General features: G+C 42.3%; 18 protein-coding genes and 1 pseudogene. 18 read left to right on the top strand and 1 reads right to left on the bottom strand.

Annotated elements, in window-relative coordinates; all coding sequences use genetic code 11:
- Positions 1-123 precede the first annotated feature (123 nt).
- The 11 genes from rpoB (at position 124) to ADG81_RS00205 (ending at position 15692) form a co-directional block, all read left to right on the top strand.
- Positions 124-3735, top strand: a complete 3612-nt coding sequence (gene rpoB, locus ADG81_RS00255; protein WP_049550565.1) for a DNA-directed RNA polymerase subunit beta — start codon at positions 124-126, stop codon at positions 3733-3735.
- Positions 3736-3767: 32 nt separating this feature from the next.
- On the top strand, positions 3768-7445 hold the full coding sequence (gene rpoC / locus ADG81_RS00250) for a DNA-directed RNA polymerase subunit beta' (protein WP_049550564.1): 3678 nt from the start codon (positions 3768-3770) through the stop codon (positions 7443-7445).
- 109 nt (positions 7446-7554) lie between these two features.
- Complete coding sequence (gene ndk, locus ADG81_RS00245; protein WP_049550563.1) at positions 7555-7977, top strand: nucleoside-diphosphate kinase; 423 nt, start codon at positions 7555-7557, stop codon at positions 7975-7977.
- A 130-nt stretch (positions 7978-8107) separates the two neighbouring features.
- Positions 8108-8740, top strand: coding sequence for a competence protein (locus ADG81_RS00240; protein ID WP_239668513.1), 633 nt, complete (start codon positions 8108-8110; stop codon positions 8738-8740).
- Between the two features lie 96 nt (positions 8741-8836).
- Positions 8837-9280 (top strand): tRNA (adenosine(37)-N6)-threonylcarbamoyltransferase complex ATPase subunit type 1 TsaE, encoded by a 444-nt coding sequence (gene tsaE / locus ADG81_RS00235; protein WP_049550561.1) that lies wholly within the window; start codon positions 8837-8839, stop codon positions 9278-9280.
- Positions 9270-9788, top strand: coding sequence for a GNAT family N-acetyltransferase (locus tag ADG81_RS00230; protein WP_049550560.1), 519 nt, complete (start codon positions 9270-9272; stop codon positions 9786-9788). Before tsaE ends, ADG81_RS00230 begins: the two co-directional genes overlap by 11 nt.
- A gap of 7 nt (positions 9789-9795) precedes the next feature.
- Positions 9796-10851 carry a biofilm formation/cell division transcriptional regulator BrpA gene (gene brpA / locus ADG81_RS00225; RefSeq protein WP_049550559.1) on the top strand — a complete coding sequence of 352 codons (1056 nt, stop codon included), beginning with the start codon at positions 9796-9798 and terminating at the stop codon, positions 10849-10851.
- 77 nt (positions 10852-10928) lie between these two features.
- Entirely contained in the window at positions 10929-12185 is a 1257-nt protein-coding gene (locus ADG81_RS00220; RefSeq protein WP_049550558.1) for a competence/damage-inducible protein A, read from the top strand.
- A gap of 54 nt (positions 12186-12239) precedes the next feature.
- Positions 12240-13394, top strand: a complete 1155-nt coding sequence (gene recA / locus ADG81_RS00215) for a recombinase RecA (RefSeq protein ID WP_049550557.1) — start codon at positions 12240-12242, stop codon at positions 13392-13394.
- Between the two features lie 114 nt (positions 13395-13508).
- The gene (locus ADG81_RS00210; RefSeq protein WP_049550556.1) at positions 13509-14879 is read left to right on the top strand and encodes an MATE family efflux transporter; all 1371 of its coding nucleotides are present in this window, start codon (positions 13509-13511) and stop codon (positions 14877-14879) included.
- Positions 14880-14975: 96 nt separating this feature from the next.
- Entirely contained in the window at positions 14976-15692 is a 717-nt protein-coding gene (locus ADG81_RS00205) for a YebC/PmpR family DNA-binding transcriptional regulator (RefSeq protein ID WP_000532883.1), read from the top strand.
- Positions 15693-15741: 49 nt separating this feature from the next.
- Here ADG81_RS00205 and ADG81_RS00200 read toward each other — a convergent pair.
- A pseudogene (locus tag ADG81_RS00200) lies at positions 15742-16387 on the bottom strand (DUF4190 domain-containing protein).
- 213 nt (positions 16388-16600) lie between these two features.
- Between ADG81_RS00200 and ADG81_RS00195 the strand changes: the two are divergent.
- The 7 genes from ADG81_RS00195 to rpmB all read left to right on the top strand — a co-directional run bounded on the left by ADG81_RS00195 (position 16601) and on the right by rpmB (position 22698).
- Positions 16601-17071 (top strand): MarR family winged helix-turn-helix transcriptional regulator, encoded by a 471-nt coding sequence (locus ADG81_RS00195; RefSeq protein WP_049550555.1) that lies wholly within the window; start codon positions 16601-16603, stop codon positions 17069-17071.
- Positions 17046-18815, top strand: coding sequence for an ABC transporter ATP-binding protein (locus ADG81_RS00190; RefSeq protein ID WP_049550554.1), 1770 nt, complete (start codon positions 17046-17048; stop codon positions 18813-18815). The genes ADG81_RS00195 and ADG81_RS00190 overlap by 26 nt, the downstream gene beginning before the upstream one ends.
- Positions 18805-20565: an ABC transporter ATP-binding protein gene (locus ADG81_RS00185; RefSeq protein ID WP_049550553.1), complete on the top strand. Its 1761-nt coding sequence runs from the start codon at positions 18805-18807 to the stop codon at positions 20563-20565. Before ADG81_RS00190 ends, ADG81_RS00185 begins: the two co-directional genes overlap by 11 nt.
- Before the next feature lie 95 nt (positions 20566-20660).
- Positions 20661-21164 carry a phosphatase PAP2 family protein gene (locus ADG81_RS00180; protein ID WP_033685562.1) on the top strand — a complete coding sequence of 168 codons (504 nt, stop codon included), beginning with the start codon at positions 20661-20663 and terminating at the stop codon, positions 21162-21164.
- 113 nt (positions 21165-21277) lie between these two features.
- Entirely contained in the window at positions 21278-21724 is a 447-nt protein-coding gene (locus tag ADG81_RS00175; protein WP_020901878.1) for a LytTR family DNA-binding domain-containing protein, read from the top strand.
- A 4-nt stretch (positions 21725-21728) separates the two neighbouring features.
- The gene (locus ADG81_RS00170; RefSeq protein WP_020902725.1) at positions 21729-22403 is read left to right on the top strand and encodes a LiaF transmembrane domain-containing protein; all 675 of its coding nucleotides are present in this window, start codon (positions 21729-21731) and stop codon (positions 22401-22403) included.
- A gap of 106 nt (positions 22404-22509) precedes the next feature.
- Positions 22510-22698 carry a 50S ribosomal protein L28 gene (gene rpmB / locus ADG81_RS00165; RefSeq protein WP_001140948.1) on the top strand — a complete coding sequence of 63 codons (189 nt, stop codon included), beginning with the start codon at positions 22510-22512 and terminating at the stop codon, positions 22696-22698.
- Positions 22699-22754 lie beyond the last annotated feature (56 nt).

Here is a 22754-nt window from a genome sequence, read left to right as displayed (position 1 = left end):
AACAAAGACTTAAAGATTCTGAAAATTCATCAAAGGGACACGGTGATAGGGGTTTTACAACCATATGACGATTAGAAAGCCTGATTGACAAGGCTTGGAACTTATTTACAAAGGAGAATCATCTTGGCAGGACATGACGTTCAATACGGGAAACATCGTACCCGTCGTAGTTTTTCAAGAATCAAAGAAGTTCTTGACTTACCAAATTTGATTGAAATTCAAACTGATTCATTCAAAGCTTTCCTAGACCACGGTCTGAAGGAAGTATTTGAAGATGTATTGCCAATTTCAAACTTCACAGACACAATGGAGTTGGAATTTGTTGGATATGAAATCAAGGAACCAAAATACACGCTAGAAGAAGCTCGTATTCACGATGCTAGCTACTCAGCACCAATTTTTGTAACCTTCCGCTTGATCAATAAAGAAACAGGCGAAATCAAGACCCAAGAAGTTTTCTTTGGTGATTTCCCAATTATGACAGAAATGGGTACTTTCATCATCAATGGTGGTGAACGTATTATCGTATCTCAGTTGGTCCGCTCACCAGGTGTTTACTTTAACGACAAAGTTGATAAAAACGGTAAAGTGGGCTACGGTTCAACTGTTATCCCTAACCGTGGAGCTTGGTTGGAACTTGAAAGCGACTCAAAAGATATCGCCTACACTCGTATCGACCGTACTCGTAAGATTCCATTTACTACCTTGGTTCGTGCTCTTGGTTTCTCAGGTGATGATGAAATTTTTGATATCTTTGGTGATAGCGAATTGGTTCGCAATACTGTTGAAAAAGATATCCACAAGAACCCAATGGACTCTCGTACAGACGAAGCTTTGAAAGAAATTTACGAACGCCTTCGTCCAGGTGAACCTAAGACTGCTGAAAGCTCACGTAGCTTGCTTGTAGCTCGTTTCTTTGATCCACGTCGCTATGACTTGGCAGCAGTTGGTCGTTACAAAATCAATAAAAAACTTAATGTTAAAACACGCTTGCTCAACCAAACCATTGCGGAACCATTGGTAGACCCTGAAACAGGTGAAATCTTGGTAGAAGCTGGAACAATCATGACTCGTAGTGTGATTGAAAGCATTGAAAGCCATTTGGATGGTGACTTGAACAAGATTGTTTACATTCCAAATGATGCAGCCGTTGTGACTGAGCCAGTTGTTCTTCAAAAATTCAAGGTTGTTGCACCAACTGATCCAGACCGTGTTGTAACCATCATTGGTAATGCCAATCCAGATGACAAGGTTCGTATCGTCACTCCTGCAGATATCCTTGCCGAGATGAGCTACTTCCTCAACTTGGCTGAAGGACTTGGCCGTGTAGATGATATCGACCACCTTGGAAACCGTCGTATCCGTGCGGTTGGTGAATTACTTGCTAACCAAGTACGTCTTGGACTTTCTCGTATGGAACGTAATGTCCGTGAACGTATGTCTGTTCAAGACAACGAAGTCTTGACACCACAACAAATTATCAACATACGTCCTGTAACAGCTGCGGTTAAAGAATTCTTTGGTTCATCACAGTTGTCACAGTTTATGGACCAACACAATCCGCTTTCTGAGTTGTCTCACAAACGCCGTTTGTCAGCCTTAGGACCTGGTGGTTTGACACGTGACCGTGCTGGATATGAAGTACGTGACGTGCACTACACTCACTATGGTCGTATGTGTCCAATCGAGACACCTGAAGGACCTAACATCGGTTTGATCAACAACTTATCATCTTACGGACACTTGAACAAGTATGGTTTTGTTCAAACACCATACCGAAAGGTTGACCGTGAAACAGGTGTTGTCACAAACGAAATCGTTTGGTTGACAGCCGATGAAGAAGATGAATTTACTGTAGCGCAGGCTAACTCTCGCCTCAATGAAGATGGAACTTTTGCTGAAAAAGTTGTCATGGGACGTCACCAAGGGGTCAACCAAGAGTATCCAGCTAATGTTGTTGACTACATGGACGTATCACCAAAACAGGTAGTTGCCGTTGCGACAGCATGTATTCCTTTCTTGGAAAACGATGACTCCAACCGTGCCCTCATGGGTGCCAACATGCAACGTCAGGCTGTGCCATTGATTGATCCTAAAGCACCTTACGTTGGTACTGGTATGGAATACCAAGCGGCCCACGATTCTGGAGCTGCTGTGATTGCTCAGTATGATGGTAAAGTTACTTACGCAGATGCTGACAAGGTAGAAGTACGCCGTGAAGATGGTTCGCTAGATGTTTACCACATCCAAAAATTCCGTCGTTCAAACTCAGGTACTGCCTATAACCAACGCACTCTCGTAAAAGTTGGAGATGTCGTTGAAAAAGGTGATTTCATTGCTGACGGACCTTCTATGGAAAATGGGGAAATGGCGCTTGGACAAAACCCAATCGTTGCCTACATGACTTGGGAAGGTTACAACTTCGAGGATGCCGTTATCATGAGCGAACGCTTGGTGAAAGACGATGTTTATACATCTGTCCACCTTGAAGAATACGAATCAGAAACGCGCGATACAAAGCTCGGGCCTGAAGAAATTACTCGCGAAATTCCAAACGTAGGTGAAGATGCCCTTAAAGACCTTGACGAAATGGGGATTATCCGTATCGGTGCTGAGGTTAAAGAAGGTGATATCCTTGTAGGTAAAGTAACACCTAAGGGTGAGAAAGACCTTTCAGCTGAAGAACGTCTCTTGCACGCTATCTTCGGAGATAAATCTCGTGAAGTGCGCGATACTTCTCTTCGTGTACCACACGGTGCCGATGGTGTCGTTCGTGATGTTAAGATCTTTACACGTGCAAATGGAGATGAGTTGCAATCAGGTGTGAACATGCTGGTTCGCGTCTACATCGCTCAAAAACGTAAGATCAAGGTCGGAGATAAGATGGCCGGACGTCACGGAAACAAAGGGGTTGTCTCTCGTATCGTTCCTGTAGAAGATATGCCTTACCTTCCAGACGGAACTCCAGTCGATATCATGTTGAACCCACTTGGGGTGCCATCACGTATGAATATCGGTCAGGTTATGGAGCTCCACCTTGGTATGGCGGCTCGTACTCTTGGTATCCACATCGCAACACCAGTCTTTGACGGAGCAAGTTCTGAAGACCTTTGGTCAACTGTTAAAGAAGCAGGTATGGACAGTGATGCCAAAACAATCCTTTACGATGGACGTACTGGTGAACCGTTTGATAACCGTGTTTCTGTCGGAGTCATGTACATGATCAAACTCCACCACATGGTTGACGATAAATTGCACGCTCGTTCTGTCGGACCTTACTCAACCGTTACCCAACAACCACTCGGAGGTAAAGCTCAGTTTGGTGGACAACGTTTCGGTGAGATGGAGGTTTGGGCTCTTGAAGCCTACGGTGCGTCAAATGTCCTTCAAGAAATCTTGACTTACAAGTCTGACGATATCAACGGACGTTTGAAAGCTTATGAAGCTATTACAAAAGGAAAACCAATTCCAAAACCAGGTGTTCCAGAATCCTTCCGAGTTCTTGTCAAAGAATTGCAATCTCTTGGTCTTGACATGCGTGTTCTAGACGAAGATGACCAAGAAGTGGAACTTCGCGACTTGGATGAAGGAATGGACGAAGATGTCATCCACGTAGATGACCTTGAAAAAGCCCGCGAAAAAGCAGCCCAAGAGGCTAAAGCAGCCTTTGAAGCTGAAGAAGCTGAAAAAGCAACAAAAGCGGAAGCAACAGAAGAAGCTGCTGAACAAGAATAAGCAGTTCACTTAGAATAGAAAGGGAAGAAATAGTGGTTGATGTAAATCGTTTTAAAAGTATGCAAATCACCCTAGCTTCTCCAAGCAAAGTCCGTTCATGGTCTTATGGAGAAGTCAAAAAACCTGAAACAATCAATTACCGTACCTTGAAACCAGAACGTGAAGGGCTCTTTGATGAAGTCATCTTTGGTCCTACAAAAGACTGGGAATGTGCTTGTGGTAAGTACAAACGCATTCGTTACAGAGGGATTGTTTGTGACCGTTGTGGGGTTGAAGTAACGCGTACAAAAGTTCGTCGTGAGCGTATGGGGCATATCGAGTTAAAAGCTCCTGTATCTCACATCTGGTACTTCAAGGGAATTCCAAGCCGTATGGGCTTGACCCTTGATATGAGCCCTCGTGCCCTCGAGGAAGTAATCTACTTTGCAGCTTATGTGGTGATTGATCCGAAGGATACACCACTTGAGCACAAGTCTATCATGACAGAGCGTGAATACCGTGAGCGCTTGCGTGAGTATGGTTATGGATCATTCGTTGCCAAGATGGGTGCCGAAGCCATCCAAGACCTTTTGAAACAAGTAGATCTTGAAAAAGAAATTGCTGAACTCAAAGAAGAGTTGAAAACAGCTACTGGACAAAAACGTGTCAAAGCTATCCGTCGTTTGGATGTTTTGGATGCCTTTTACAAATCTGGAAACAAACCTGAATGGATGATTCTCAACATCCTTCCGGTTATTCCACCAGATCTTCGTCCAATGTTGCAGTTGGATGGTGGCCGTTTTGCCTCATCTGACTTGAACGACCTTTACCGTCGTGTTATCAACCGTAACAACCGTTTGGCTCGTTTGCTTGAGTTGAATGCACCAGGTATCATCGTTCAAAATGAGAAGCGTATGCTTCAAGAAGCGGTTGACGCTTTGATTGACAACGGTCGTCGTGGTCGTCCAATTACAGGACCAGGTAGCCGTCCATTGAAATCATTGAGTCACATGCTTAAAGGTAAACAAGGACGATTCCGTCAAAACTTGCTCGGTAAACGTGTTGACTTCTCAGGACGTTCCGTTATCGCCGTTGGTCCAACACTTAAGATGTACCAATGTGGTGTGCCACGTGAAATGGCGATCGAGCTCTTTAAACCATTCGTGATGCGTGAAATTGTTGCCCGTGATATCGTACAAAACGTCAAAGCAGCTAAACGCTTGGTAGAACGCGGAGATGAGCGTATCTGGGATATTCTTGAAGAAGTAATCAAAGAACACCCAGTGCTTTTGAACCGCGCACCGACCCTTCACCGTTTGGGTATCCAAGCCTTCGAGCCAGTCTTGATTGATGGTAAGGCCCTTCGCTTACACCCACTTGTCTGTGAGGCCTACAATGCCGACTTTGACGGGGACCAAATGGCCATCCACGTACCGCTTTCAGAAGAAGCCCAAGCAGAAGCTCGTATCTTGATGCTGGCTGCTGAGCATATCTTGAACCCGAAAGATGGTAAACCAGTTGTTACTCCATCTCAGGACATGGTTTTGGGTAACTACTACTTGACTATGGAAGAAGCTGGTCGTGAAGGTGAAGGAATGGTCTTCAAAGACCGTGACGAAGCGGTTATGGCTTACCGTAATGGTTATGTTCACCTCCACTCACGTGTTGGTATCGCAACAGACAGTCTTAACAAACCATGGACAGAAGAGCAAAAACATAAGGTCTTGCTTACAACAGTTGGTAAAATCCTCTTCAACGACATCATGCCAGAGGGTCTACCATACTTGCAAGAACCAAACAATGCCAACTTGACAGAAGGCGTTCCTTCTAAATACTTCTTGCCACTTGGTGGAGACATCAAGGAAGCGATCAGCAAACTTGAACTCAACCCTCCATTCAAGAAGAAAAACCTTGGAAATATCATCGCTGAAATCTTCAAACGTTTCCGTACGACAGAAACTTCTGCCCTACTTGACCGCATGAAGAACCTCGGTTACCACCACTCAACTCTTGCAGGATTGACAGTGGGTATTGCCGATATCCCAGTCGTTGATGACAAGGCTGAAATCATTGAAGAATCACACAAACGTGTAGAACAAATCACAAAACAATTCCGTCGTGGTATGATCACAGACGACGAGCGTTACAATGCTGTTACAGCTGAATGGCGTGCTGCCCGTGAAAAACTAGAGAAACGTTTGATTGCCAACCAAGATCCTAAGAACCCAATCGTTATGATGATGGACTCTGGAGCCCGTGGTAACATCTCAAACTTCTCACAGCTTGCCGGTATGCGTGGTCTGATGGCGGCTCCGAACGGACGTATCATGGAATTGCCAATCCTTTCAAACTTCCGCGAAGGTTTGTCGGTATTGGAAATGTTCTTCTCAACTCACGGTGCGCGTAAAGGTATGACCGATACGGCCCTTAAGACAGCTGACTCAGGTTACTTGACTCGTCGTTTGGTTGACGTTGCCCAAGACGTTATCATTCGTGAGGACGACTGTGGAACAGACCGTGGTCTCTTGATCCGCTCTATCGCAGAAGGAAAAGAGATGATTGAGTCTCTCGAAGAGCGTCTCAATGGTCGCTACACTAAGAAAACTGTTAAACATCCAGAAACTGGTGCAGTTATCATTGGTCCAAATGAATTGATTACAGAAGACAAGGCGCGTGAAATTGTTAATGCTGGTGTGGAAGAAGTGACTATCCGCTCTGTATTTACATGTAACACTCGTCACGGTGTCTGCCGTCACTGTTATGGTATCAACTTGGCGACTGGTGATGCGGTTGAAGTTGGTGAAGCAGTTGGTACAATCGCTGCCCAATCTATCGGGGAACCTGGTACACAGCTTACAATGCGTACCTTCCACACGGGTGGGGTTGCCTCAAATACCGATATCACTCAGGGTCTTCCTCGTGTCCAAGAAATCTTTGAAGCCCGCAATCCTAAAGGGGAAGCGGTTATCACAGAGGTTAAAGGACAAGTTACTGCTATCGAAGAAGATGCCTCAACTCGTACTAAGAAAGTCTTTGTTAAGGGCGAAACTGGCGAAGGTGAATACGTCGTACCATTTACAGCTCGTATGCGTGTCGAAGTTGGGGACCAAGTAGCGCGTGGTGCTGCTCTTACAGAAGGTTCTATCCAACCAAAACGTCTCCTTGCAGTTCGTGATGTCTTGTCAGTTGAAACGTACCTTCTTGGTGAAGTACAAAAAGTTTACCGTAGCCAAGGGGTAGAAATCGGTGACAAACACATCGAGGTAATGGTACGTCAAATGATCCGTAAAGTGCGTGTTATGGATCCAGGTGACACAGATCTTCTCATGGGTACTCTCATGGATATCAATGACTTTACAGATGCTAACAAAGATGTCCTTATCGCAGGTGGAGTTCCAGCGACAGGTCGTCCAGTCCTTATGGGAATTACCAAAGCCTCACTTGAAACAAATAGTTTCTTGTCAGCGGCTTCCTTCCAGGAAACAACTCGTGTCCTTACAGATGCGGCTATCCGCGGTAAGAAAGACCATCTCCTTGGACTTAAAGAAAATGTTATCATCGGTAAGATCATCCCAGCAGGTACTGGTATGGCTCGTTACCGTAACCTTGAACCACATGCTATCAACGAAGAAGAATATCTTAATCCTCCAGTAGAGGAAGAAGGAAATGAAGAAACAACAGAAGTAGTTGTGGATACTGCCGTTGAAACTGTGGAAGAAACAGTAGAATAAAAGCAGATGAGAGAGCCTTCGGGTTCTCTTTCTCTTTTCTGAAAACTTTCTCCATTTTTTCCATGAAATATGGTAAAATAAAAGAAAGAAGCTGACAAAGGAGACGGGTATGGAACAAACATTTTTTATTATTAAACCAGACGGTGTAAAAAGAGGGCTAGTGGGTGAGGTGTTGAAACGCATTGAACAACGTGGATTTACAATCGAAAAATTGGAGTTGCGTACAAAGGTTTCAGAAGAGTTGATTGATCAGCACTATCAGGACTTGGTTGGTCAAAGCTTTTACCCACCGATTCGTGAATTTATGACTTCAGGACCAATCCTTGTAGGCATCATTTCTGGTCCCAAAGTAATTGAAACTTGGCGGACTATGATGGGTGCAACTCGTCCAGAAGAAGCTTTACCAGGAACTATTCGAGGTGATTTTGCAAAAGCGGCTGGTGAAAACCAAGCTATTCAAAATGTTGTACATGGTTCAGATTCAGAAGAGTCAGCTAAGCGAGAAATTGCTCTTTGGTTTGAAGAAAAATAGTAAAAGTTTGATGTAAGGGTTACCTGCATCAAACTTTTTTGCATTTTAGAGTAGAAAACTGACAGTTGAGAAATATTCTAGCAATGGTGAGGATTTCTAGCCTATAATAAGAGCAAGTAAGGGAGGAAGAATGATGGAAAAAATGAAAAAGCAAATTCGAGTTTTGTTATTGTTTACGATTTTTGGTATCAGTAGCTGTTCTTGTTTAAGTTTATCGACTTGGTCCTTGGTGTTAAATCAAAACTGCTTCTATTATTTAGTTGGCATGTTGCTTCTTGCCAGTATTGGTGCAGGGCTAAACTATTATAGAGGGCAAGGAAATCAACATTATTCGTTTTTTAAAGAAGATAAGCAACAATTCTTGTATAGCTTACTGCTCTTAGTAAATATTTTGGGTTTAGCCTTAATTGCTATAGAACATATCCTTACAGGAAATACATCCGTAGAAGGGTTTGTGGAATCCTTTCTACCGAGTTTCTTTTTCTTATTTGGTATTGATTTGCTAGTCTTTTTACCGATTCAGAAGTATGTAAATGGATTGAAAAAGATTTTGGGTAAGAAGGAAATGTGTTTTATTAGTGGATTAGCTATTTTAATCTTTCTCAGGAATCCTTGGATGCTATTATCCATGACCTTTTATATTGCCTTGGGAATGCTGTTTCTGGGACTGTTAGTACCAAAAGTTATTCGCTGGGAAGTTTCATTTTATAGCCACCTGATGAGGGATATCTTGTTAGTTGTCTTCTTGCTGTTTCTATTTTAAATATAAAAGAAGTGAAGGTCCAAGTTTTACAATTTATAATATGGAATTTTATAGATAATATCTCGACAAAGGACAACTTTTTGGTATAATAGAAACATGTACACTAAAAACGAAGAAGAGTTACAGTCTTTAGGTGAACGTTTGGGCTGTTTATTAGAAAAGAATGATGTCTTAATTCTAACTGGTGAACTTGGAGCAGGCAAAACGACCTTTACAAAAGGTCTTGCTAAAGGTTTACAGATTACTCAGATGATTAAGAGTCCAACCTATACTATTGTGAGAGAGTATGAAGGTCGTCTTCCTCTTTATCATTTAGATGTTTATCGTATAGAGGGGGATGCTGATTCTATCGATTTAGATGAGTTTCTCTTTGGTGGCGGCGTGACTGTCATCGAGTGGGGACATCTTTTAGATGATGCCTTACCAGATACCTATTTAGAATTGGAAATTCTAAAAGAAGAAGACGGTCGCAGATTAAACTTCAAAGCCAAGGGTTTGCGTGCAGAAAAACTCTTAAAGGTGCTTCAACATGGAGTATGAATTGCTCATTAGGGAAGCAGAAGTTGAAGATGCGGCTGAATTAGTATCATTTTTAAATCGTGTCAGTGTAGAAACAGATTTTACCAGTCTGGACAGGGATGGTATTTTGATGACTGATACTGAGATGGAGTCGTTTTTGGATAAACAGGCTCACTCGGAAAATCAAATCACTTTACTTGCCTTGCTGAATGATGAAATTGCTGGTCTTGTAAATATCACAGCTGATCAACGTAAGAGAGTTCGTCATATTGGAGATCTCTTTATTGTGATTGGTAAGAAGTATTGGAATAATGGACTGGGGAGTTTGTTACTTGAAGAAGTCATAGAATGGGCGCAGGCTAGTGGCATTCTTCGTCGACTTCAACTCACTGTCCAAACTCGTAATCAGGCTGCAGTTCATTTATATCAAAAGCATGGCTTTGTAATTGAAGGTAAACAAGAGCGCGGTGCGTATATAGAAGAAGGGGAATTTATCGATGTTTACCTGATGGGTAGGCTGATAGATTAATAGAAATATGGTTAAAAAAATTATTGGAATGGTGCTAGCTTTTCTAGCTGTGACAGTTTTAGGTGTGGGTGTTTTTGCTTATACTATTTATCAGCAAGGTACAGAAACCTTATCAAAAACCTATAAAAAGATTGGTGAAGAAACCAATGTTATTGAGGCGACTGAACCCTTAACGATCCTTTTAATGGGGGTTGATACTGGAAACGAGGAACGAACGGACCCTTGGGAGGGAAATAGTGATTCCATGATTCTTTTGACCGTTAATCCGCACACGAAAAAGACCATGATGTTGAGTTTGGAACGTGATATCCTGACTAAAATTCAGCATAAAGATGGTAGTATTGAAGAAGCGAAGTTAAACGCTGCCTATGCTGGTGGTGGTGCAGAATTGGCTATTTCAACTATTCAGAAGATGATGAATATTCATATTGATCGTTATATTATGGTCAATATGCACGGATTGCAACAATTGGTTGATGCAGTAGGTGGAATTACCGTTAATAACACGCTAGGCTTCCCGATTTCTATCAGTGACCAAGAGGAATTTAATACCATTACTATTGGTGTTGGGCAGCAAACTCTAAATGGAGATGAAGCTCTTGTTTATTCCCGCATGCGCTACCAGGACCCAGAAGGGGACTACGGACGTCAGAAACGTCAGCGTGAAGTTATTCAAAAGGTGGTTGAAAAAGTTCTTAGCTTGAATAGTGTTAGTCACTATCAATCTATCTTAAAAGCCCTAAGTACTAATATGCAAACCAACATTGATTTATCTGCTAAGAGTATCCCAAGTTTGTTAGGTTACAAGGACTCATTTAAAACGATTGAAACCCAACAATTACGAGGAGAAGATGCCGAATTGCAAGGGATTTCTTACCAGATTGTTACAACTGAGCATATGCTAGAAATGCAAAATCTTTTGAGAACTTCACTTGATAAACCGAAGGTGACAGAGTTAGAGACAAATGCAGTCTTATATGAAAATGTTCTCGGAAATCAAAATGGTATCGGTTTGGGAACAGGTACGATTAGTAGTACAAGAAATCAAGAAGATGTAGAATAATCTATTTTATTGTTAAAATCGTGGGAAATTTCCTGCGATTTTTTCAAAAAAATACGAATAGATAGGTAGGAGGAAACATGAAAGCAGAAATTATTGCTGTTGGAACAGAGATTTTGACAGGACAGATTGTCAATACTAATGCTCAGTTTTTATCGGAAAAACTAGCAGAGATTGGAGTAGACGTCTATTTTCAGATGGCTGTAGGAGATAATGAAGCTCGTCTCTTGTCTTTGCTTGAGATTGCCAGTCAACGTAGTAGTCTGGTGATTTTGACAGGTGGTTTGGGGCCAACTGAGGACGACTTAACCAAACAAACTCTGGCTAAATTTTTAGGGAAAGAATTAGTCTTCGATCCTCATGCTCAGGAGAAGTTGGATGTCTTTTTTGCCCAGCGACCAGACTATACCCGAACACCGAATAACGAAAGACAAGCTCAACTTGTAGAAGGAGCGACTCCGCTGCCAAACGAAACAGGACTGGCTGTGGGGGGAATATTGGAAGTCGATGGAGTGACCTATGTCGTCCTTCCAGGTCCGCCAAGTGAATTGAAACCGATGGTCTTAAACCAACTTCTACCCAAGTTGATGACAGGGAGCAAGCTGTATTCCCGAGTTCTTCGTTTCTTTGGAATTGGCGAAAGTCAGCTGGTGACGATTTTAGCTGATTTGATTGATAATCAAACAGATCCGACCTTGGCACCTTATGCCAAAACAGGAGAGGTAACTCTGCGTCTGTCAACAAAAGCTAGCAGTCAAGAAGAGGTGAATCAAGCGTTGAATAACTTGGAAAATCAAATCTTAAATCGTCAGACTTTTGAAGGCCTTCCTTTACGAGACCTTTGTTATGGGTATGGGGAAGAGTCCAGCTTGGCCAGCATTGTGGTAGAAGAACTGAAAAAACAAGGGAAAACCATCACTGCAGCCGAGAGTTTAACGGCAGGGCTTTTCCAAGCTACCGTGGCGGATTTTTCGGGTGCTTCCAGTATATTTAAGGGTGGTTTTGTGACCTATAGCTTGGAGGAAAAATCAAAGATGTTGGATATTCCTGTCAAGGATTTGGAAGAACATGGTGTAGTGTCTGAATTTACAGCTCAAAAGATGGCTGAGCAGGCACGAAGCAAGACCCAGTCTGATTTTGGCCTTAGTTTGACTGGAGTGGCAGGACCAGATAGCCTAGAAGGGCACCCAGCTGGGACAGTCTTCATAGGCTTGGCTCAAGAGCATGGAACTGAGGTCATCAAGGTCAATATTGGAGGCAGAAGTCGAGCAGATGTACGTCATATTGCGGTTATGCATGCCTTTAACCTAGTTCGCAAGGCTTTATTAAGTGACTAACTTTTGATATAATAGTAGATAGGTCTGAGGACCATTAGAATGTAGGAGAATAGAATGGCGAAAAAACCAAAAAAATTAGATGAAATTTCAAAAAAATTCGGGGCAGAACGTGAAAAAGCCTTGAATGACGCTCTTAAATTGATTGAGAAAGACTTTGGTAAAGGTTCAATCATGCGTTTGGGTGAACGTGCCGAGCAAAAGGTGCAAGTGATGAGTTCAGGTTCTTTGGCTCTTGATATTGCCCTTGGTTCAGGTGGTTATCCTAAGGGACGTATCATTGAAATTTATGGACCAGAGTCATCTGGTAAGACAACAGTTGCCCTTCACGCAGTTGCACAAGCGCAAAAAGAAGGTGGTATTGCAGCCTTTATCGATGCGGAGCATGCCCTCGATCCAGCTTATGCTGCGGCCCTTGGTGTCAACATTGACGAATTGCTCTTGTCACAACCAGACTCAGGAGAGCAAGGTCTTGAGATTGCAGGAAAATTGATTGACTCAGGAGCCGTGGATCTTGTCGTAGTCGACTCAGTTGCGGCCCTTGTCCCTCGTGCAGAAATTGATGGAGATATCGGAGATAGCCACGTTGGTTTGCAGGCTCGTATGATGAGCCAGGCTATGCGTAAACTTGGTGCTTCTATCAATAAAACCAAAACAATTGCCATCTTTATCAACCAATTGCGTGAAAAAGTTGGGGTTATGTTTGGAAATCCAGAAACAACTCCTGGTGGACGTGCTCTGAAATTTTACGCATCAGTCCGTTTGGATGTTCGTGGAAGTACACAAATCAAGGGAACTGGTGACCAAAAAGACACCAATGTCGGTAAAGAAACCAAGATCAAGGTCGTGAAAAACAAGGTGGCTCCACCATTTAAGGAAGCCTTCGTTGAAATCATGTACGGAGAAGGGATTTCTAAGACTGGTGAACTCTTAAAAATCGCAAGCGATTTGGACATCATCAAAAAAGCAGGAGCTTGGTACTCTTACAAGGATGAGAAAATCGGGCAAGGTTCTGAAAATGCTAAGAAATACTTGGCAGATAACCCAGAAGTCTTTGATGAGATTGACCGTCAAGTCCGTGTTCAATTTGGTTTGATTGATGGAGAAGAAATTGCTGAAAGCAAAAAAGATGAAGCAGCTCAAGTAGACTCTGTGAATGAAGAAGTCACACTTGATCTAGGCGATGAACTTGAAATCGAAATTGAAGAATAAGCTGTCAAAGTAGTGGAGAAATCCACTGCTTTTTCGTTGCTTTGCTCTGGTTTTTAGCTCACGCATAGTTTGCTGTTTCTTGTCGCTCCTTTCGAAAGCTGATATAATAGCCTTATGAATAAAAAACGAACAGTGGACCTGATTCATGGTCCGATTCTTCCTTCTCTCTTGAGTTTTGCCTTCCCAATCTTGCTGTCCAATATTTTTCAACAGCTCTATAATACTGCTGATGTCTTGATTGTTGGGCGTTTTCTTGGTCAAGAATCCTTGGCGGCAGTAGGGGCTACAACGGCCATTTTTGACCTGATTGTAGGTTTTACTCTTGGTGTTGGCAATGGGATGGGGATTGTCATTGCTCGCTATTATGGGGCTCGGAATTTCACTAAAATTAAAGAAGCGGTAGCAGCTACCTGGATTTTAGGCGCTCTTTTGAGTATTGTGGTTATGTTGCTGGGATTTCTTGGTTTGTATCCTCTTTTACAGTACCTAGATACCCCTGCTGAAATTCTTTCTCAGTCCTATCAATATATTTCTATGATTGTGACCTGTGTAGGTGTCAGCTTTGCCTATAATCTTTTTGCAGGTTTGTTGCGGTCCATTGGGGACAGTCTAGCAGCGCTTGGATTTCTGATTTTCTCTGCCTTGGTTAATGTGGTTCTGGATCTCTATTTTATTACGCAACTGCAACTGGGAGTTCAATCTGCGGGACTTGCTACCATTATTTCGCAAGGCTTATCAGCGGTTCTCTGTTTTTACTATATTCGCAAGAGTGTTCCAGAACTTCTACCTCAGCTGAAACATTTTAAATGGGACAAGGCCTTGTACGCGGATCTCTTGGAGCAAGGTTTGGCTATGGGTTTGATGAGTTCAATTGTATCGATCGGCAGTGTGATTTTACAGTCTTCTGTTAATACCTTTGGTGCAGTGATTATTAGTGCCCAGACGGCAGCTCGACGCATTATGGCTTTCGCCCTTCTTCCCATGACTGCTATTTCTGCATCAATGACGACCTTTGCTTCTCAGAATCTAGGAGCTAAGCGACCAGACCGCATTGTTCAAGGACTTCGAATCGGCAGTCGTTTAAGTATATCCTGGGCAGTTTTTGTTTGTGTCTTCCTCTTTTTTGCCAGTCCAGCCCTGGTTTCTTTCTTGGCTAGTTCGACGGATAGCTACTTGGTAGAAAATGGTAGTCTCTATCTGCAAATCAGTTCAGCCTTTTATCCTATTTTGAGTTTCTTATTGATTTATCGCAATTGTTTGCAGGGCTTGGGGCAAAAGATTCTTCCTCTAGTTTCTAGCTTTATTGAACTAATCGGAAAAATCGCTTTTGTAGTCTTGATTATCCCTTGGGCAGGCTATAAGGGAGTTATCCTTTGCGAACCCCTTATCTGGGTTGCCATGACTATCCAACTGTATTTCTCACTGTTTCGTCACCCCTTGATAAAAGAAGGCAAGGGAATCTTGGCAACCAAAGTGCTATCCTAGTTGGATTTACTGAATAAAATCCATTTCCTCTAGTGAAAATCGAAAAAACTTGTGTTATAATAAGAAAGATTAAAATGTGAAAAAAGGAGATTCCTAATGGGACGTAAATGGGCCAATATCGTAGCCAAGAAAACGGCTAAAGATGGAGCTAACTCTAAAGTATATGCAAAATTTGGTGTAGAAATATATGTAGCAGCTAAAAAAGGTGATCCAGATCCAGAATCAAACTCAGCCTTGAAATTCGTTATCGACCGTGCTAAACAAGCTCAAGTGCCAAAACACGTTATCGATAAAGCTTTGGACAAGGCTAAAGGAAACACAGACGAAACCTTTACAGAAGGACGTTACGAAGGTTTTGGACCAAATGGTTCTATGTTGATCGTGGATACTTTGACTTCAAACGTTAACCGTACAGCGGCTAATGTCCGTGCTGCCTTTGGTAAAAACGGTGGAAACATGGGCGCTTCAGGTTCGGTTTCATACCTCTTTGACAACAAGGGAGTTATCGTATTTGCAGGTGAAGATGCCGATGCAGTCTTTGAGCAATTGCTTGAAGCAGATGTGGATGTGGATGATGTAGAAGCAGAAGAAGGTACAATCACAGTTTACACAGCTCCAACTGACCTTCATAAGGCTATCGTTGCCCTCCGTGAGTCAGGTGTCGAAGAATTCCAAGTTACTGAATTAGAAATGATTCCTCAATCAGAAGTGGAATTGTCAGGCGATGACCTTGAAACCTTTGAAAAACTTTACAGCGTTCTTGAAGACGACGAAGACGTACAAAAGATCTACACAAACGTAGATGGATTTTAATAGAAAAACGAACAGTTATACTAGCTGTTCGTTTTTTTGATATTTGAACTTAGAATCTGGTTTCAGAATCGTTTTGTTGATTGCTTTTTCTAGACCTAGACCGACTGATGTTTTTGTACGAGCAAGAGCTCTCCATTGTCCTGTTTTGCAAAAGTTAAGGTAACAGTCTTGACCTTGTCTCCAATAGAGATATAGGTGATTTTTTTCGTATTGTAACCCCCAAGAGTGAAGTCAAACTCGGAATCTGGCTTTCCGTGTTTGTTGATAATATCCTCGTAGGTGGTACCACCTTTTCCTTTGTTGTCAAGGTCACCTTCGGTTAAGGCGTCGAACTGTTCTTGGGTCCAGGAGAAGGTATCGTCTGTCAAGCCGCTTTTTTCTTCGCGTTCCATTGAGGCACTCGTATCCATGTAGGAACGGTTAAACTCCTTGGCATACTCTTTGTAGACATCAGTGTATAGTGCCTGACTCGTAAAGAAAAGTACAACAGAGGCAACTGCCAGGGATGTTCCGATAATAGCCATTGTTTTCCGTTTTTTGAGGTTGACGATAAGGCCGATAATCCCCAAGATAAATGCGACGATGCCGATGAACAACGATGGATAGTTAATAAACGGGATCCAGGATCCTAAAAGTGCGATGGCTCCAAAAATAGTTGCTAAGATTCCTAAAACTCTTTGTTCTTCTGGTTTCATTTGAAAGTTTTCTCTCCTCATTAAGTGAATGGATTTCTACCCACAGTAGTGAGCGCTTATTATATAAAAAATCTTGCCTAATGTCAATTTAAACTAAGATAGTTCTCATGGAAACTTTTTCTTGACATCTCTTTTTAAAGTGGTAAAATAGTTCTCATGGAAACTTATTTAGTTCCTAGGAGAACTAAATGTGATAGTTAGAAAGGAGTTAGTATGGATAAACCGATGTTAGTCTTTAAGCGTTTTGGTCATCAGATTCACCTGATGGTGCAAAAGGAAGCCAAACGTTGTGGTATTGAATTTATGGGTGGGCCTCAAGGGCAGGTTCTGCGTTTTTTGGATAATCGTGAGAAAAACCAAGACTTGGTCTTGATTAAAGATATCGAGCAGGAACTCAATATTACCAAGTCTGTTGCTAGTAATTTGGTCAAGCGTATGGTGCAAAATGGTTTGGTGGAATTGGAGGCGAGTCCTGTTGATAAGCGGGCAAAATTTGTTCGTTTGACGGAAAAAGCACGTTCTCAGATGCAGCAGGTTAAGGCCTTTTTTGAACGAATTGACAAGCAGTTGATGGAGGACATTGATGAAGATGAATTACTGATTTTTGAGAAAGTTCTCGGTCAACTACAGGCAAATATCAAGGGAATAGGAGGAGAGAATGAAGAAATTAGCCAAACGAATTAGTAGAAAAGAATGGGGGATGATTTTACTAGCCATTCTCTTTACCTGCTTTTCAGTCTACCTAGAGTTGGAAGTTCCGACCTATATCTCGAAAATTACGGATTTGCTGGGAAGTCAAGGAACCAACTTGGATGAGTTATGGCAACCAGCAGGTATGATGGTCGGAATGTCTTTTTTTGCCTTCTTATCCGCAGTCGCAGTTGGATTTTTTGCATCCCGAGTGGCGGCTTCTTATACTAGTAGGCTGAGAAGTGATATTTTTAACCGAGTTTTGGATTACTCGCAGACAGAGATTAAGAGATTCTCTATTCCCAGTCTTTTAACTCGTACTACCAATGACATTACTCAAGTTCAGATGTTGATTACCATGGGCTTGCAAGTAGTTACGCGTGGTCCGATTATGGCTATCTGGGCTATCGGGAAGATTTTAGGTCATTCAGAATACTGGCTCTGGGCCGTACTTGTGGCAGTGATTGTCAACGTTCTGATGACGACTGTTTTGATGACGCTAGCCTTTCCAAAACAGTCCTTGATTCAGGGGCTGACTGATAAACTGAACAGTATCACTCGTGAGAGTTTAACAGGTATTCGTGTCGTTCGCGCCTACAATGCTGAAGAATACCAAAATGAAAAATTTGCAGCAGCAAATGATGAATTGACACGCTTGAATTTGTTTGTCAACCGTCTTATGGCTATTTTGAACCCTATCATGATGGGGATTTCAAGTGGTTTGAGTGTGGCGATTTACTGGATTGGGGCCTATGTGATTAACGATGCTGCTGCGACAGCACGTCTGCCTCTCTTTAGTGACATGGTTGTTTTCATGTCTTATGCCATGCAGGTTGTTATGGGATTCCTTCTCATGGGAGCGCTCTTCATCGTTCTTCCCCGAACTATGGTCTCTGCCAAGCGGATTAATCAGGTTCTAGATTTGCATTCTTCTATCCGAAATCCTGCTCAAGTGCAGTTGGCTGATGAAAATCTCAAAGGTCAGGTCGAATTTAAGGATGTGACCTTCCGCTATGCTGCAAATTCGGAGGCAGTTATCGAGAATGTTAGCTTTAGAGCAGAAGCTGGCCAAACAGTGGCCTTTATCGGCTCAACTGGTTCTGGTAAATCAACTCTGGTCAATCTAATTCCACGTTTCTACGATGTATCAGCAGGAGAAATTCTAGTGGACGGAGTTAATGTTCAAGATTACGGTTTGGAAGATTTGCGCAACAAGGTTGGGTATATTCCACAAAAAGCTGTACTCTTTTCAGGTGATGTCAAGGGCAATCTAGACTTTGGACACAGTCAAGAAACACCGCTTAATGAACAAGCTATGTGGCAAGCCTTAGAATTGGCCCAGTCTAAGAACTTTATCGAAGACAAGGAAGCGGGCTTAGAGTCAGAAGTAGCCCAAGGAGGAACCAACTTCTCAGGTGGACAAAGACAGCGTCTGGCTATTGCTCGTGCCTTGGCTCGGAAGCCAGAAATCCTCATCTTTGATGACTCCTTCTCAGCCTTGGATTACAAGACAGACCGTGTCCTACGCCAAGAGCTAGCAGAGAAAACAAAATCTATGACCAAGCTTATCGTCGCACAGCGTATTTCAACGATTATGGATGCAGATTTGATTTTGGTATTGGATCAAGGTAAAGTCGTGGGACAAGGCACCCACAAGGAACTTCTAGCTAATAACGAAGTTTACCAAGAAATTGCCTATTCACAACTATCGAAGGAGGAATTGGAACATGGAAAATAAGAGAATGTCTCTTTGGAAACAGAGTAAACCCTATCTTGCAGGCCTCCAGTTTGCCCTTCTAATCGCCTTTCTAGCAACAATCGTATCCAATATCATTACTGTATATGGTCCAACCCGTATCAAGGAAATGACCAATATTATTGCAAGTGGGCTAGAAACAAGTGTGGATGTCGCTGCGGTTGCAGCCATTGGTAGTTTTTTGGCCGTCATCTATGTGATTGGACTCCTATCAAATTATTTGCAGGCCTTTCTGTTTACAACAGCCATTCAACGTTTTTCAGAGCGTCTGAGAAGAGCGATTGCAGAGAAAATTAATCGTCTTCCATTAGGATATTTTGATGGACATTCTCAAGGAGATACCTTGTCTCGTGTGACTAATGACGTTGACACTGCAGCACAGTCCCTCAATCAAAGTCTGGGGACAGTTCTTTCATCCACTTTATTGGTCGTGGCAGTTTTGGTGACCATGTTTGGGATGAACTGGATTTTAGCCTTAGTGACGGTTGTTTCAACTCTTATCGGTTTTGCTTTCGTGTCCGTTTTTATGGGCAAATCGCAGGGCTTCTTTAAGAGTCAGCAACAGGATTTGGCGGCTGTAAATGGTTATGTGGAGGAAATGTACTCTGGCCATAATGTGGTGACCAGTTACAATGCTATCGAGAGCACCAAAGAAGAATTTGCGACCTTAAACTATCGTCTGTATGACAGTATCTGGAAATCTCAGTTTATTTCAGGGATTATGATGCCGATTATGATGTTTATTGGGAACTTTAGCTATGCCCTAGTGATTATCGTTGGGGCAGCCTTGGCTCTGAATGGGCACATCAGTATCGGGATTATCGTTGCATTTATGGCCTATGTTCGTATCTTTTCTCAGCCTCTTTCACAAATTGCCCAAGGGATTACTAGTCTTCAGCAGGCTAGTGCAGCCATGGGACGCGTCTTCGAATTCCTAGCTGAAGAGGAAATGGAAGACGAATCCCATAAAGAAAGACAATTGAGCGATATGAAAGGTCAAGTAGTCTTTGATCGAGTCTCCTTTGGTTATACACTTGATCGGACTATCATCCACGATTTTTCTGCGACGGCTCATGCAGGTCAAAAGGTTGCCATTGTCGGACCGACTGGGGCTGGTAAGACAACTATTGTCAATCTTTTGATGAAGTTCTATGAGATTGATAAGGGAAGTATCCGTATCGATGGTGTGGATACCAAGGATATGAAGCGTTCGGAAGTACACGATGCCTTTTCAATGGTCTTGCAGGATACTTGGCTCTTTGAAGGAACCATTCGCGACAATCTTATCTATAACCAAGAGGGGATTAGTGATGAGCGCGTGATTGAAGCCAGCAAGGCTGTAGGGATTCACCACTTTATCATGACACTACCAGATGGTTACGATACCGTCTTGGATGATACAGTGACCTTGTCTGTCGGACAAAAACAACTCTTGACTATCGCTCGTGCTTTGCTGAAAGATGCGCCACTCCTAATCCTAGATGAGGCGACTTCTTCTGTTGATACCCGTACAGAGGAATTGATTCAGAAAGCCATGGATCGTTTGATGGAGGGAAGAACTTCCTTTGTCATCGCTCACCGCTTGTCTACCGTCCGAAATGCTGATTTGATTCTTGTTATGAAGAATGGTAATATCATCGAGCAAGGAAATCATGATGAGCTGATGGCGCAAGCTGGTTTCTACGCTGACCTCTACAACAGTCAATTTACAGAAGACGAAGCAGAAGAATAAACCCAAAGAAGGCTTGACGGCCTTCTTTTTCTGCACTATACTAGAAGACAAGTGCTTCCCTATAAGTAAAATTTGAGTAAGTGATGAGAAAATATATGAAAAATTATCAAGAATGGTATGACCACATTGCTGGTAACATTGAAAATAGGCCCTTTCTTCTGAGCTTGTTAAGAACTTTCAATCGGTTCATGACGGCAGTTATGCCTATGATTTATCTAACCTTGTTAGCAACTACCTATCTCCAACAAGGACTTGGGAAACAGGTCGGAATCTATTTGTTTATCCCTGCATCAGGTTTTGTGATTTTATCCTTTCTTCGTAAGAAAATCAATGCCCCTAGGCCTTATGAGGAATGGGATATTAAACCTTTGCTTGACAGAGATAGCCCTGGTCAGTCTATGCCCAGTCGTCATGTCTTTTCAGCAACCATTATCTCCATGGCTTGCTTGCATGCTAGTTTATCTGTAGGGGTTATCTTATTGGTCTTGTCAGCTTTCCTCGGTCTAGCGAGAGTCTCAGGTGGCGTGCATTATCTCAAGGATGTAGTGGTTGGTTATATTTTTGGTCTTGTGTGGGGTGTGATTTTCTTTCTATTTTGACCTGCAAGTTAAGGTGGCCCTACAACCACTTACGGGGTTAAAGTAACCACTTGCTTTTTTGCTCTTGTTTTCTTATTTTGGCTTTGATATAGTAGAGTCAGAAAGGATATGGAATGAAGTTACGAATCGAAATTGACAGCAATTTAGAGGAAACTGAAATTGTCATCAAGGCAGCGGCTTTGACAGATGAGATTGCGGATTTACAGCGCCTCTTGCAAGAATCCAAGTCTCCTAGGTTGATTTTTTACAAGGGGACGGGTGAATATTATCTGGACTTGTCGGAAATTCTTTTCTTTGAAACAGAGGGGAACAAGATTTACGCCCATACCCAGAAAGATGCCTACGAGGTTCGACTTAAACTCTATGAGTTAGAGTCTATCCTGCCCCGTTATTTCAGTCGAGTATCCAAGTCGACCATTGCTAATATTCGGCAAGTTTACTCGGTGGACAAGTCCTTTTCAGGAACGGGCACCATTTCCTTTTATCAGACCCACAAGGAGGTTCATGTCTCACGACATTACCAATCCCTCCTAAAAGAAAATCTAAGAAACATGAGGTAAGAACATGAAAAAGAAAGCATTTGGTATTGTGTTGCTAGTATTGGCAGCTTTAATATTATTACAAGGAAATTTTGGAATCCCTTCATTCGGTGGGCAAATTTGGCCCTTGCTTGGTATTGCATTTTTTGCCTATCAATCAGTTGGAGCTTTGTTGCGTCGTCACTTAACTTCAGCCTCTTTTACAGCTCTAGTAGCCTTAATGATTGCTAACCACTTTTATGGCATTTTACCAATTCCCAATCAGTCATTGTTCTGGGCAAGTATTTTAATCGTAATGGGTGTCAGCGCACTCACTCATTCTAACAGAACTTGGAATGGGAAAAAATGGTGGTATGATGGTAAAAAGACCATTCTTACAGATAAGGAAGTTGCTTTTGGGACTGGGACTTTCTACAAGCAAAATCAAGAATTGGTAGACGACCAAGTAGAAGTTGGTTTTGGAAATGCCAAGATATATTATGACAATGCAGAGATTTTAGGAGATAGCGCAACTCTGAAAGTGGAAGTCGGTTTTGGGAATGCAGTTATCTATGTTCCTAAACATTGGGGAGTTGATTTAAAGGTAGAAACTTTCTGTGGCGTAGCCAAGGCAGATACTCCTCTAGCGCCAACCAGCAAAACTTTGATTATCCGTGGAGATGTGGCCTTTGGGAAGTTGGGAATTGTCTACGTTAAATAAAAAAATCTTCCAATTCCCTTGCAAAAATGAAGAAAGTGTGATAACATAGTACAGTATGTGGTGCTAGCACATCCGCTATATTAGATCTAATAGGAGGAAAACACAAATGGCTAAAGTATGTTACTTTACAGGTCGTAAGACTGTATCAGGAAACAACCGTTCACACGCGATGAACCAAACAAAACGTGCCGTAAAACCAAACCTTCAAAAAGTTACTGTTCTTATCGATGGTAAACCTAAAAAAGTTTGGGCTTCAGCTCGTGCTTTGAAATCAGGTAAAGTTGAACGCGTTTAATAATAAAAGTAAGGAGACCTTAGGGTCTTTTTTCTTTTACTGTAGATATAAAATCA

Source organism: Streptococcus pseudopneumoniae, assembly GCF_001070815.1.
In the GTDB taxonomy this organism is placed as follows: domain Bacteria; phylum Bacillota; class Bacilli; order Lactobacillales; family Streptococcaceae; genus Streptococcus; species Streptococcus pseudopneumoniae_P.
Note: the sequence above shows the minus strand (reverse complement) of the source record. Positions and strands in the feature narration are given on the sequence as shown.

Bases quoted from the DNA above. Each gene is read 5' to 3' on its own strand.
- ndk (WP_049550563.1), top strand. From the start codon at position 7,555: ATGGAACAAACATTTTTTATTATTAAACCAGACGGTGTAAAAAGAGGG.
- ADG81_RS00240 (WP_239668513.1), top strand. From the start codon at position 8,108: ATGATGGAAAAAATGAAAAAGCAAATTCGAGTTTTGTTATTGTTTACG.
- tsaE (WP_049550561.1), top strand. From the start codon at position 8,837: ATGTACACTAAAAACGAAGAAGAGTTACAGTCTTTAGGTGAACGTTTG.
- ADG81_RS00230 (WP_049550560.1), top strand. From the start codon at position 9,270: ATGGAGTATGAATTGCTCATTAGGGAAGCAGAAGTTGAAGATGCGGCT.
- brpA (WP_049550559.1), top strand. From the start codon at position 9,796: ATGGTTAAAAAAATTATTGGAATGGTGCTAGCTTTTCTAGCTGTGACA.
- ADG81_RS00220 (WP_049550558.1), top strand. From the start codon at position 10,929: ATGAAAGCAGAAATTATTGCTGTTGGAACAGAGATTTTGACAGGACAG.
- recA (WP_049550557.1), top strand. From the start codon at position 12,240: ATGGCGAAAAAACCAAAAAAATTAGATGAAATTTCAAAAAAATTCGGG.
- ADG81_RS00210 (WP_049550556.1), top strand. From the start codon at position 13,509: ATGAATAAAAAACGAACAGTGGACCTGATTCATGGTCCGATTCTTCCT.
- ADG81_RS00205 (WP_000532883.1), top strand. From the start codon at position 14,976: ATGGGACGTAAATGGGCCAATATCGTAGCCAAGAAAACGGCTAAAGAT.
- ADG81_RS00195 (WP_049550555.1), top strand. From the start codon at position 16,601: ATGGATAAACCGATGTTAGTCTTTAAGCGTTTTGGTCATCAGATTCAC.
- ADG81_RS00190 (WP_049550554.1), top strand. From the start codon at position 17,046: ATGAAGAAATTAGCCAAACGAATTAGTAGAAAAGAATGGGGGATGATT.
- ADG81_RS00185 (WP_049550553.1), top strand. From the start codon at position 18,805: ATGGAAAATAAGAGAATGTCTCTTTGGAAACAGAGTAAACCCTATCTT.
- ADG81_RS00180 (WP_033685562.1), top strand. From the start codon at position 20,661: ATGAAAAATTATCAAGAATGGTATGACCACATTGCTGGTAACATTGAA.
- ADG81_RS00175 (WP_020901878.1), top strand. From the start codon at position 21,278: ATGAAGTTACGAATCGAAATTGACAGCAATTTAGAGGAAACTGAAATT.
- ADG81_RS00170 (WP_020902725.1), top strand. From the start codon at position 21,729: ATGAAAAAGAAAGCATTTGGTATTGTGTTGCTAGTATTGGCAGCTTTA.
- rpmB (WP_001140948.1), top strand. From the start codon at position 22,510: ATGGCTAAAGTATGTTACTTTACAGGTCGTAAGACTGTATCAGGAAAC.